Consider the following 12598-nt stretch of genomic DNA (forward strand, 5'->3'; position numbering starts at 1 on the left):
GCCCGCAACCGGGCTTGAAGGCCCGGGTTGGCCATCGCTGCCGCCCACGCCTCATGGCTGTCCCGGTGAGCGACCGGCTCACCACGCGATCGGCGAGACGCTTCCCGTCGGAGTGAGGCGGCGTCTCACCGAGAGAGGCCGCCTCACGGCGAGGCGCCGCCTACGGCCGGGACGGCGGCCCCGACGCCCGTACGGAAGTCCCCGCGGCCACGCGGTCGTCGGCGGGCCCCGTCGGCGGAAGCGGCGCGTCGCCGCCATCGGCCGTGGGCGCCCGGCCGCCGTCATCCGCGCCGTGCCTCCGGCGCATCCGGCGGTGCAGCAGCCGTACGGCCACGGCGTACAGCGCCAGCCCGGGGACGAGCCCGGCGCCCGCGCCGAAGAGGGCGGACGGGATGTAGTCGAACCAGGTGGCCGTGTCGTCGTAGACGGCGTACGCCCGCAAGGTCCGGTCGGCGGCACCGGCCAGGACACACAGGGCGAGCGGCACGGTCAGCAGCAGCCGCAGCCGGACGCTCAGAGAGGGGACGGCGGCCGGGGGCACCTCGGCGCGCGCGTGGCGTAGCGCCGTCCACAGGAACCAGCCGATCGCCGCCAGCGCGAGCGCCGAGGTGCCGTACTGCAGATACATGGCGACGGGCCGGCCGCCCACCCACTCGTTCAGCCCGGGAATCAGCCGGGTGCCCCAGCGGCCCGGGTGGGTGAAGGCGTCCCACACGACGTGGGACGCGCAGCCCAGCACCGCGGAAACATAGAACCATCCGGTCAGCGCGGCGAGTTGGCGGGTACCCCGCGGCTGCCAGGGGCGGCCGCGGGCGACTGCGTACGCCGGACCCCGCCACGCCCCCGGGAGCAGCGCCAGCAGCGGTTCGCGCACCAGCAGCCAGCCGCCCACCAGCGCCGCGGTAACGGCGACATCCACCGTCAGCACACCGGGCAGACCGTGCGTGACCTCCCCGAACTCCATGGCGCCCGGCACCACCGTGTCCGCGTAATACGTCAGGTCCGGCGCGAACGAGCCCGCAACGAGAGCCGAGGCGACCAACGGTCCGCGCCCCGCGCCCGTCCGGCGGATCGCCGGAAGCACCGCGGCGGCATGGCTGAGCGTGAACGGCATGGCCCCCTCCTCGATCGATTCGGATCATTATGTCGGCCGATGAGAGCGGTAGCTGCCCGGCCCGAGATGTCGTAGTGTCGCCCGAGTTGGAGCGCGGGGGGCGCGCACCGCGTGGTACGCGCGGGAGGTCGACGTGGAGGGGACGGCACGTATGGCAGCCACATTCGGGCGACGGCACCGCAGGGGAGCGGCCTCAACGGCCGTGGTGGCGCTGGCGCTGGCCGCGCTGACCGCCTCTCAGGCGCCGGGCGCACTGGAGCATGCGGCCGCCACGGAGCCGGACCCGGGCCCGCTGCCCGCCGACGCCCCCATCGACGGCGGCGCGGGCTACTACGCGGACCTCCCACCCCTCAACAGCACCGTCCCGCACGGTGGTTCACACCGCCCCCATGGCGGCCCCCTGGCCACCGGGCCCGCCCAGGCCGGCATCCCGGCCACCGTCCTCGCCGCCTACAAGAAGGCCGCCGCCCGCCTCGACGACGCCGAACCGGGCTGCCGACTCCCGTGGCAGCTGCTCGCCGGCATAGGCAAGGTCGAATCCGGCCAAGCGCGCGGCGGCGCCGTCGACGCCACCGGCACCACCCTCGCGCCGATCCTCGGCCCCCAGCTCAACGGCCACGGCTTCGCCCGCATCGGCGACACCGACGGCGGCCGCCTGGACGGCGACCGCACCTACGACCGCGCCGTCGGCCCGATGCAGTTCATCCCCTCCACGTGGTCCAACGGCGGGCCGCTCGGCGCGGGTTGGGGCGCGGACGGCAACGGCGACGGCAAGAAGGATCCCCACAACGTCTTTGACGCGGCGCTCGCCGCCGGCCGCTATCTCTGCGCCGGCGGCCGCGACCTGTCCGCGGCGGACGACCTCGACCGCGCGATCCTCGGCTACAACGACTCCGCGGCGTATCTGCGGACGGTGCTGTCCTGGTACGCGTTCTACCGCACGGGCACGTACGAGGTGCCGGACGGCAAGGGCGTGCTCCCGGTGCGCCGGGCCGGTGCCACCGGAGGCGACGACCGCGCCGGCGGCCGGCGCGGAGGGCGTACGGGCCACGGCACCGCGGGCGCGCCGGGCAAGAACCGCCACCCCGCCAAGGGAAAGCCGAACGGATCCGCCGAGCCGGGCGGTCCGAACGGCACCGGCCACACCCGGGGCGGCGCCGGCACCTCCGGCAACCCCCACCCGACCCCCACCCCCAAGCCGCCCACCAAGCCCACCGATCCCGCCAAGCCCGCCGGAGTCACCGCCCTCCAGCGGGTCGGCGACCACGACCTGAGCGCCACCGCGGGCACGGACTTCGCCGCGAAGCCGCGGGTACGTGCCGCGGACGCCGCGGGCAAGCCGGTCGCCGGCGCCGCCATCCGCTTCACCCTCCCCAAGACCACGGACGCCCGCTTCCCCGGCGCCGCCACCACCGTCACCGTCACCACCGGCAAGGACGGCCTGGCCACCGCGCCCACGCTGCACGCGGGCGACCGGACCGGCACCTTCACCCTCCGGGCGACGGCCGTCGGCAGGAGCGCGCCCGCCGTGGCCTTCGACGCCACCGTCAAGGCCAAGCCCGCGCCGCGGGCCGACCGGCTCGTCCGTACCTCGGACAAGAAGCTGACGGTGACCGCGGGCCAGGCATTCGCGCCGGGCGCGATCGAGGTCAGGGCGACCCGCCAGGGCAAGACCGCCGCCGGAGTGCCGGTCACCGCGACCATGGTGACCGAGGACCCCGACACCCAGAGCCCCGAGAGTCCCCAGGGCCAGACCACCCCCAAGAACCCCCAGAGCCCGAAGAGCCCTGTGGAGAACGACAAGGGCCCCTACTTCAAGGACCCCGAGGCCACCGGCGCCGACAAGGACAAGCCCGTACGCACCCTCACGGCCCTCACCACCGACGCCAACGGCCTGCTCCAGCTCCCGAAGATCTACACGGACACGCACACCGGGACGTTCCTGCTGCGGCTGATCACCGGCGACGGCGTCTCACTCATCGTCGAACTCGAGGTCACACCGCCCGGCCAGGGCTGAACCAGCCCGCGCCGCCCCGCCCCACCGCCGTCCCGCCCGCCGTCCAGGGCCGGACGGCGGTGCCATGTGTCGTCGGGTGCAACGTGTTCTCATCTCGGCCCCCCGTTGCTACGGTGCCCCGACCTGACGCCGTATCAGCTCCAGCGCTCTTCGGGAGGCCGGCCATGCGCGCCCTGACAGCAGCCGTCGTCGGACTGGCCGCGGCGCTCGCCCTCATCGTCACCATCACGGCGATCGGCGCGCCCAGCGGCACGACCTCACCCAAGCCGCTGCTGACCACCGTCCCAGAACACCGCTGAGGGAGGGACGAATCCGCCATGCGCCGCAAAGCCAGCCTGGTACTGCTCGCCTTCGCCGTCTTCTTCACCACCCTGTCGCCGCTGATGCGGTGGTACGCCTTCCCCCGGCTCGCCAAGATCCCGCCCAGTCAGTACCAGGACATGGTCCTGGAGGCCGGACCCGCCACCCTCCTCGACTACGGCACGATGAAGGCCAGGCGCGTCCCCAAGGTCACCATCGTGCAGACCCTCAAGGGCAACGTCGGCGCATCCGACCGCATCGAGAAGACCGCGGGCCGCGACGTCGTCGTCTGGGACGCGCTGTCCTACGTGGCCGGACCCGACGGCAAGATGGTCTCCGAGGTCCCCGAGCGCTACATCTTCGACGCCCACTCCCAGGAACCCGTGCACGCCACCGGCGAGACGGTCGACGGCGACCCGGTACGCCGCGAGGGCATCGAGTACAAGTGGCCCTTCCTCACCGAGAAGCGCGACTACACCTACTTCGACGCGCAGACCCGCACCTCCGCCCCCATCCACTACAAGGGGACAACGACCTTCCACGGGCTGGAGGTCTACTACTTCGAGCAGACCATCCCCTGGACCAAGGTCCCGCTTCCCAAGAAGATGCCGGTCAAGGGCATCACCCCCCAGTCCGTCGAGAAGATGGGCACCACCCGCTGGTATTCCACCAAGCGGATGTTCTGGGTCGACCCGGTCACCGGGGCTCCGGTCAACGGCCAGGAGATCCATAAGGAGGAGCTGCGCGGTGGCGATCTGCTGCCCGGCGGCGGCAAGGTCACCGCCTTCGCCGGCCATGTGAAAATGCGCGACGACTACGTCGCCTCCACCGTCGCCCTGGTGAAGTCCCAGCGCACCCTCGTCCTGCTGCTCACCAGCTATCTGCCCTGGGGCTTCCTGACCCTGGGCGCGGCCCTGCTGGCCCTCGCCCTGTGGCTGGAGGCCCGGAGCCGCAGGCCGGGCGAGCCGGATCAGGCCGCACCGCAGCTGCCGGAGCCCGCCGGGGTCTGATGCCAAAGGCCACTGTCAGTGCTCGGCCCTGGCCTGGGCACATGGCACTTGTGCTGCGCGCTCCCGATGCCGTACCGGCCCACCGGAGGGCCGAGTCGGCGGACCTGACCCGGACCGACGGGTCGGCGACCGCCGCCGCGACCGAGGCGTCCGGCCGGATACCCGACGGCTCGCGGACGAATGGGTTCGTCATCCGCCCGCTCAGCGCCGCGTGTTCGTACGCCGCGTCGGCACGGCCCCCGCCGGGTCCTCGGGCCACGGATGTTTCGGGTACCGGCCGCGCAGCTCCGCCCGCACCGACCGGTAGCCCTCGCGCCAGAACGACGCGAGGTCGGCGGTCACGGCAGCGGGCCGCCCGGCGGGGGACAGCAGATGCACGAGCACCGCGACCCCCGCGATGCGCGGCGTCTCCTCAAGGCCGAACATCTCCTGCAGCTTCACGGCCAGCACCGGCTGCTCGCCCCCGTAATCCACCCGCACCCGCGACCCGCTCGGCACCTCGACACGCTCCGGCGCCAGCTCGTCGAACCGCGCCGCGTCGCCCGTCGCCCACGGCAGCAGCCGGGCCAACGCCTGCCCCGCATCTATCCGCTGCAGATCGGCCCGCCGCCGCGCCCGGTCCAGCTCCACCCCCAGCCACTCCTCGGCCCGCTCCAGCAGCGCCGCCTCCGACACATCCGGCCACGGCGCGCCCAGCACCCGGTGCAGAAACGCCATCCGCTGACGCACCGACACCGCCCCCGCCGACCAGCGCAGCAGACCGGGCCCCTCCCGGCGCAGCCCCGACACCACCGCCTCCCGCAGCAGCGCCGGATCCGGCGCGGCCAGCGGCCGGGCGGCCAGCTCGATCGCCCCCAGCCGGCGCACGCTCCGGGCCACCACGTCCCCGTCCGACCAGCGCACCTCCTCACCCGAGGAATACAGCGCCCGCGCCGCGGCACACGCCGTCCCCTCATCGATCACGGCCGCCAGCCGCACCCGGGCGGACGCCGCGGCCACCGGCCGGTCCGCCACTGCGATCGCCAGCCACGGCGCATCCCGCAGCGGCGAGGCCTCCCCGCCGAGCTCGGCCCCGGTCCCGGACGCCATCAGAAGGCTGCCGGCGCCTCTGGCCCGCGCCACCCGCTCCGGAAACGCCAGCGCGGCAACGATCCCCGCATCGGCGTCGTCCCCCGCACCCGTCCCGGCCGCCTCGACCGCCCCCTCCGCCGCGGATGCCAGGCGCCGCGCCTCCTGCCGCCACCTGGCCGCGTACGCATCGCCACCCCGGCGGGCCGTACGCCACGCCGCCGCCAGATCGTCCCCATAGGCCCGCGGCGGCTCCTCGCTCAGCAGCGCCACCACCTCCGCCGCCCGCCGCACCCCGATCTCCCGCGCGCCGTCCAGCAGCGCCCGGCCCAGCCGCGGATGCAGCCCGAGCCGCGCCATCCGTACGCCACGCCCGGTCGCCCGGCCCTCCGCGTCCACCGCGCCGATCGCCGTCAGGACCTCCCGCGCCGCCGCCAGCGCACCGGACGGCGGCGCGTCCAGCAGAGCCAGCCCGGCCGCCTGGGGATCGCCCCAGCACGCCGCCTGCAACGCGAACGCCGTCAGATCGGCGACCTTGATCTCCGGGTCCGGGAACCGCGGCAGCCGCCCGTCCTCCCCCTCCGACCAGCAGCGATAGACCACACCCGGCGCCTCACGCCCGGCCCGCCCGGCCCGCTGCCGGGCCGCCGCCTGCGAGGCCCGTACGGTCGCCAGCGCGCTCAGCCCCCGTGCATGATCCATCCGCGGCACCCGCGCCAGCCCGCTGTCCACCACCACCCGCACCCCGGGCACGGTCAGACTCGACTCCGCCACGGACGTCGCCAGCACGACCCTGCGCTCCCCTCCCGCATCGCTCCCCGCCAGCACCGCGTCCTGCGCCTCGGCCGACGCCCGCCCGTGCACCTGCAGCACCTCGGCGTCCACCCCCGCCAGCTGCCCCGCGACCCGCCCGATCTCCCCTACACCGGGCAGAAAACACAGCACATCGCCGCTCTGCTCCCGCAGCGCCCGCCGCACCACCGCGGCCACATGCGCCAGCTGCGCGGGATCCACCCGTATCCCGTGCGGCGGCCGCACCGGCCGCTCCGGCGGCGCCCACACCACCGCCACCGGGTGCGACACGCCGGCCGCCTCGACCACCGGCGCCGCGCCCCCGCCGCCGCCCAGCAACCGGGCCCAGCCCTCGGCGTCGGTCGTCGCCGACGCCGCCACCAGCCGCAGCTCGGGCCGCAGGGTCTCCCGTACGTCCAGCAGAAACGCCGCGCAGGTATCGGCATCCAGATGCCGCTCATGGCACTCGTCGAGCACCACCACATCCACCCCGGCCAGTTCCGCGTCCCGCTGCAACCGCTGCAGCAGCACCCCGGTGGTCACCACCTCCACGGCCGTACGCGGCCCCACCCGGCGCTCCCCGCGCACCGTGAACCCCACCGTCCCGCCGACCCGCTCACCCAGCAGCCAGGCCATCCGCCGCGCCGCCGCACGGGCCGCGATCCGCCGCGGCTCGGCGACCAGCACCCGCCGCGCGGGCCCCTCGCCGGTCAGCCCGGCCAGCGCCAGCGGCACCAACGTCGTCTTCCCGGTGCCCGGCGGCGCGCACAGTACGGCCGCGCCGGCCCCTTCCAGGGCCTCCCGCAGCGCGGGCAGCGCGGTCCGTACGGGCAGCCGGTCCAGGGCGGCGTGGCGGATGTCCCCGCTCACTCGGCCACACACACGAAGATCGCCGTCCCTGGGATCAGATTCCCCCGCAGCGGGGACCAGCCACCCCACTCCTGAGCGTTCCATTCCGGCCATTCCGGCTCGACCAGATCCACCAGCCGGAAGCCGCCGGCCACCACGTCCCGCACCCGGTCACCCACCGTCCGGTGGTGCTCGACATACACCGCCCGGCCGGTCTCGTCCTGCTCCACATACGGCGTGCGGTCGAAGTACGAGGCTGACACGGACAGCCCCTCGGGCCCCGGCTCGTCGGGGAACGCCCAGCGAATGGGGTGCGTCACCGAGAACACGAACCGGCCACCCGGCCGCAGCACCCTGCGCACCTCCCGCAACACGCGCACCGGCTCGGCGACGAACGGAATCGCGCCGTACGCGGAACAGGCGAGGTCGAAGCAGCCGTCCCGGAACGGCAGCGCCCCGGCGTCCGCCTCCACCAGCTGAGGCTCGCCCGGCGCCCCGTCGGCGATCCGCAGCGCGTGCTGCAGCTGCCGGTGGGAGAGGTCGAGCGCCACCGGACGGGCCCCCTGCGCCGCCAGCCAGCGCGAGCACTGCGCCGCGCCGGCCCCGATCTCCAGGACCCGCTTGTCCTTCAGCTCCGCCGCCGGCCCCAGCAGCCCGGCCACCGCCTCGTCCAGCCCCTCGGGACCCCAGACGAACCGGTCGTCCCCCAGGAACGCGCCGTGCTCGCTCTGGTACTCATCGGCGTTACGGTCCCACCAGCCCCGGCTGGCCAGGCTGCTTTCCGTGTCCGAGGCGTCACGTCGGGTCGCCTCCGGCTCGTGCTCTTGGTTCATCGCGCCCGTCGTCGTAGTCTTCGCTCTGCTTGGAGCTGCAGGGACTGTGAGGCCGTTCGACCTCGCGGAACACCGCGTGTGCCGGTTATGGGGTTTCTGCCCCCGGTGTGCGCGTTCGCGCATTGACCGTGTCCGGCTGCGCCCGTATGCTACAAGTTGCGCTGCGGGCTTGCGCGCCTCAGACGGAGCAGGCCGCGCTCGCATCTGTATGCACCCCTCGGTTTTTGAGGCGTTTCGGGTGCTCCGGCCAAGAGCGGAGCTTCCTGAGAGTGCGCCTTGACGCTGTCCGGCTTATGCAGAGGCGATACCGGCTCTCGGCGTAGCAGTACCTACGACTCAATGTCCGTACCGGAGCCCTTTCCCACATGACGAGCAGCACCGAGACCACCGCCACCACCCCGCAGGTTGCGGTCAACGACATCGGTAACGAGGAAGCCTTCCTCGCCGCGATCGACGAGACGATCAAGTACTTCAACGACGGCGACATCGTCGACGGCGTCATCGTGAAGGTCGACCGGGACGAGGTCCTGCTCGACATCGGTTACAAGACCGAAGGCGTCATCCCGAGCCGCGAGCTCTCGATCAAGCACGACGTCGACCCCAACGAGGTCGTTGCCGTCGGCGACGAGATCGAGGCCCTGGTTCTCCAGAAGGAGGACAAGGAAGGCCGCCTCATCCTGTCCAAGAAGCGCGCTCAGTACGAGCGTGCCTGGGGCACGATCGAGAAGATCAAGGAAGAGGACGGGATCGTCACCGGTACCGTCATCGAGGTCGTCAAGGGTGGTCTCATCCTCGACATCGGCCTCCGTGGCTTCCTCCCGGCCTCCCTGGTCGAGATGCGCCGCGTTCGCGACCTCCAGCCCTACGTGGGCAAGGAGCTCGAGGCCAAGATCATCGAGCTGGACAAGAACCGCAACAACGTGGTCCTGTCCCGCCGTGCCTGGCTGGAGCAGACCCAGAGCGAGGTCCGCCAGACCTTCCTCACCACCCTCCAGAAGGGTCAGGTGCGCTCCGGCGTCGTCTCCTCCATCGTCAACTTCGGTGCCTTCGTGGACCTGGGCGGCGTCGACGGTCTCGTCCACGTCTCCGAGCTGTCCTGGAAGCACATCGACCACCCGTCCGAGGTCGTCGAGGTCGGCCAGGAGGTCACGGTCGAGGTCCTGGACGTCGACATGGACCGCGAGCGCGTGTCCCTGTCGCTCAAGGCGACCCAGGAAGACCCGTGGCAGCAGTTCGCCCGGACCCACCAGATCGGTCAGGTCGTCCCGGGTAAGGTCACCAAGCTCGTTCCCTTCGGTGCGTTCGTTCGCGTCGACGAGGGCATCGAGGGCCTGGTCCACATCTCCGAGCTGGCCGAGCGCCACGTCGAGATCCCGGAGCAGGTTGTCCAGGTCAACGACGAGATCTTCGTCAAGGTCATCGACATCGACCTCGAGCGTCGCCGGATCTCGCTGTCGCTGAAGCAGGCCAACGAGTCCTTCGGCGCCGACCCGTCGGCCGTCGAGTTCGACCCGACCCTGTACGGCATGGCCGCGTCGTACGACGACCAGGGCAACTACATCTACCCCGAGGGCTTCGACCCCGAGACCAACGACTGGCTCGAGGGCTACGAGACCCAGCGCGAGGCGTGGGAGAACCAGTACGCCGAGGCGCAGCAGCGCTTCGAGCAGCACCAGGCCCAGGTCATCAAGTCCCGCGAGGCCGACGAGCAGGCTGCGGCCGAGGGTGCTGCGGCGCCGGCGGCGCAGGGTGGCGGCCAGGCCGGTGGCGGCCAGGTCTCCGGTGGCTCGTACTCCTCGGAGTCGGCGGACAACTCCGGCGCCCTGGCGTCGGACGAGGCGCTCGCCGCGCTCCGCGAGAAGCTGGCCGGCGGCCAGAGCTGAGCTCTTGCCGACAGGCGGCGGCTCGCCGCTAGGCACTAGCCGATAGGCGAAGGCCCGTTCCCCTCCGGGGGAGCGGGCCTTCGTCGTTCGTCCGGGGGTATGTGGTGCCCGGGTGCCTGAGGAGGGCGGGAGCTCTTGGGCTCCTGAGGGTCAGCCGACGGGGATTCCCGGGTTGGCGATGCCGCGGCCGCCGGTGACGGTGTTGTCGCCCGTGATGGTCACCGGGCAGCCGGACGGGTCGTAATGGGTGACGTTGAAGCTGTAACGGCCGGATCCGGTGGCGCCGCTCAGATCGGACTTGTTCCCACGGAAGACCGTGCCGCAGCCCCAGCCCGACTGCGGGGAGTGCGTCTCGTAACCGTCGTTGGTGGTGTGCTTGCCCGTGTTGTTCTCGACGACGACCTTGTTGCCCTTGATGTCGACCCACGAATCGTCGAAGTGGGCGCCGGTCAGACCGCTGCCGTCGAACGTATTGCCGCTGATCTTCGCCCCGGTGGTGCCCTCCTTGATGTCGATGTTCTCGCCGCCGACACCGGGCCCGATGGTGTTGCCGACTATCCGGACGTTGTCGCTCTTGTCGTCCGTACCGCCCGCGCTGCCGACGTAGATCCCCTCGCCCATACCGCGGCCGTTCTTGCCGGTGTCGCGGATCGTGGAGTTCTTGATGACGCCGTCCTTGCTGGACGTGCGGAAGTGCACGCCCTCCATGTCCAGGTCATGCACGGTGACGGAGTCGATGACGACACCGTTCGCGGCGTCCGTCACGATCCCTTTCTGGCCACCCGTGACGGAGATCCCCCTGACGGTCCAGAACGAGGCGCCGTCCAGATGCAGCCCGTAGCCGCCGCCTGCCTTGAGCACCGCCTTCGATGATCCTGCGAGGGCGATCCGGGCGGCCGCAGTACCCGCGGCGGAGGCCGTGAAATTGCCGTTGTACGTGCCGTCGGCGAGCTGAATGGTGTCGCCGGGCTCGGCGGCGGCGAGGGCGGTCTTGAGCTGGGCCGCGGTCGATACATCGATCACCCGGGCGGGGGAGTGGCGGGCGGCCGGAGCCGCTGCCGGGGTGCCGAGGGCGGTGGCCGTAACGGTGAGGACGGTGCCGGCCGCCAGCAGGACGGCGGCCGGGAGGGTGAGGCGGGGCCTGATGCGCATCCAACTGCCTTTCCATATATGAACAGTGGACTGGAGTATGAATCGCGAGGGTGGTGGTGAAAGTAGAGGGGTGAGTCGTGGGCGTCAAGGGGTGGCGGGGGCGGCAACTCCTGTGCGGGAGAGGGGTGTTGGGTTCCGGACCTGCCTTGTTAGTTCATGGACATGAATTGGGCGATGGCTGCGGAGGGCGTGAGGGCCGACCAGGGCGTGAATGTTGCGGAGGGGCCGCATTCCAAGGGAGGGGTTACGCGGGGGAGTTCGCGGGGCGGGCGTCTTGGTCCGGTACGGGCCTGCGGTGGCGGCCGTGACAATGGCGCGAACTCATCCGTGGCGCTGGGATGCGCGGCGAGCGTGGTGCGGCGACGAGCGTGCGGGGGTGACGTACGCGGCGAAAGCGGGCGCGGGCGGTTGCCGGCCGGCGCTGTGCGGTACGGGGGTCCTTTTGCGCCGTGTGCGGCATCGGACGCCGGACCGGGAATGCGAGCCCGCGTTCGGACGTTGTCGCACACGGACATGAGGAGGAGCGCTCACTGTGTTGGATCCCCAGGGGTTGTACGAATGGGAGCCCAGCGGGCTCGCAGCGGTCGAGGCGATCGCCGCCACGGACTCCGCCGGACTGGTGCTGCTGTACCACTTCGACGGCTATATCGACGCCGGAGAGGCCGGCGACCAGATCGTGGAACAGGTGCTGGAGGGTCTGCCGCACCGCGTGGTCGCCCGGTTCGACCACGACCGGCTGATCGACTATCGCGCCCGGCGGCCGCTGATCACCTTCGAGCGGGACCACTGGACCGCCTTCGAAACCCCCGGCATCGAGCTGCGGCTCGTCGAGGACGCGACCGGAGCACCCTTTCTGCTGCTCTCCGGCCCCGAGCCCGATGTGGAGTGGGAACGCTTCTCGGCCGCGGTGCGCCAGATCGTCGAGCGGCTCGGCGTCCGGCTGTCGGTCAACTTCCACGGCATCCCGATGGGCGTCCCGCACACCCGCCCCGTGGGCATCACCCCGCACGGCAACCGCACCGACCTGATGCCGGGGCACACCAGCTTCTTCGATGAGGCGCAGGTGCCCGGCAGCGCGGAATCGCTGATCGAATTCCGGCTGGCCGAGGCCGGACACGACGTACTGGGCGTGGCGGCGCACGTCCCGCACTACATCGCCCGCTCCGCATACCCGGACGCCGCGCTCACGGCCCTGGAAGCCGTGACGGCGGCCACGGGCCTGGTACTGCCTGGCGCCGCACACGCGCTGCGCATGGAGGCGCTGCGGACGCAGGAGGAGATCGAGCGTCAGATCTCGCAGGGCGACGAGGAGCTGGTCGCGCTGGTCAGCGGGCTGGAGCACCAGTACGACGCGGTGGCCGGAGCGGAGAGCCGGGGGAACTTGGTCGCCGAGCCGGTGGAACTCCCCTCCGCCGACGAGATCGGCAGGGAATTCGAGCGCTTCCTGGCGGAGCGGGAGAGCGAGGGCGGCGGAGCCTGAGCGCGGCCACCGGCCGGCCTTGTGCGCCGGAACCTCCGGACCGCCCGGGTCGGACGGGAGGGGAGCCGTCGCCGGGGCATGGTTTCGGGGCTGCGCACCG

At 72.3% G+C, this 12598-nt stretch carries 9 protein-coding genes; 5 read left to right on the forward strand and 4 right to left on the reverse strand.

The features are described 5' to 3' along the window. Positions 1-160 precede the first annotated feature (160 nt). Positions 161-1114 (reverse strand): DUF4184 family protein, encoded by a 954-nt coding sequence (locus tag ACIRPT_RS30425; RefSeq protein ID WP_403832839.1) that lies wholly within the window; start codon positions 1112-1114, stop codon positions 161-163. 151 nt (positions 1115-1265) lie between these two features. Between ACIRPT_RS30425 and ACIRPT_RS30430 the strand changes: the two genes are divergently transcribed. From ACIRPT_RS30430 to ACIRPT_RS30440, 3 genes are all read left to right on the forward strand, one after another. Beyond that, a complete protein-coding gene (locus ACIRPT_RS30430; protein ID WP_403832842.1) occupies positions 1266-3131 on the forward strand; it encodes a lytic transglycosylase domain-containing protein in 1866 nt (621 codons plus the stop codon). Between the two features lie 164 nt (positions 3132-3295). Continuing rightward, a complete protein-coding gene (locus tag ACIRPT_RS30435; RefSeq protein ID WP_403507178.1) occupies positions 3296-3430 on the forward strand; it encodes an SPW_0924 family protein in 135 nt (44 codons plus the stop codon). Between the two features lie 18 nt (positions 3431-3448). Then, positions 3449-4441 (forward strand): DUF3068 domain-containing protein, encoded by a 993-nt coding sequence (locus tag ACIRPT_RS30440; protein WP_403832844.1) that lies wholly within the window; start codon positions 3449-3451, stop codon positions 4439-4441. A gap of 201 nt (positions 4442-4642) precedes the next feature. On the opposite strand, the gene hrpB is transcribed toward ACIRPT_RS30440, so the two are convergent. After that, entirely contained in the window at positions 4643-7264 is a 2622-nt protein-coding gene (hrpB, locus tag ACIRPT_RS30445; protein ID WP_403832847.1) for an ATP-dependent helicase HrpB, read from the reverse strand. Beyond that, on the reverse strand, positions 7168-7983 hold the full coding sequence (locus ACIRPT_RS30450; RefSeq protein WP_403832850.1) for a class I SAM-dependent methyltransferase: 816 nt from the start codon (positions 7981-7983) through the stop codon (positions 7168-7170). The genes hrpB and ACIRPT_RS30450 overlap by 97 nt, the downstream gene beginning before the upstream one ends. Positions 7984-8348: 365 nt before the next feature. On the opposite strand from ACIRPT_RS30450, the gene rpsA reads away from it, so the two are divergent. Beyond that, positions 8349-9866: a 30S ribosomal protein S1 gene (gene rpsA, locus ACIRPT_RS30455; RefSeq protein WP_403507186.1), complete on the forward strand. Its 1518-nt coding sequence runs from the start codon at positions 8349-8351 to the stop codon at positions 9864-9866. 150 nt (positions 9867-10016) lie between these two features. Here rpsA and ACIRPT_RS30460 read toward each other — a convergent pair whose 3' ends face one another. Next, on the reverse strand, positions 10017-11018 hold the full coding sequence (locus ACIRPT_RS30460) for a right-handed parallel beta-helix repeat-containing protein (RefSeq protein ID WP_403832852.1): 1002 nt from the start codon (positions 11016-11018) through the stop codon (positions 10017-10019). 532 nt (positions 11019-11550) lie between these two features. On the opposite strand from ACIRPT_RS30460, the gene ACIRPT_RS30465 reads away from it, so the two are divergent. Next, on the forward strand, positions 11551-12498 hold the full coding sequence (locus ACIRPT_RS30465) for a PAC2 family protein (RefSeq protein WP_403507190.1): 948 nt from the start codon (positions 11551-11553) through the stop codon (positions 12496-12498). The last annotated feature ends 100 nt before the right edge of the window (positions 12499-12598 follow it).

This window comes from Streptomyces sp. NPDC101227 (genome assembly GCF_044767545.1).
Taxonomy (GTDB): Bacteria; Actinomycetota; Actinomycetes; order Streptomycetales; family Streptomycetaceae; genus Streptomyces.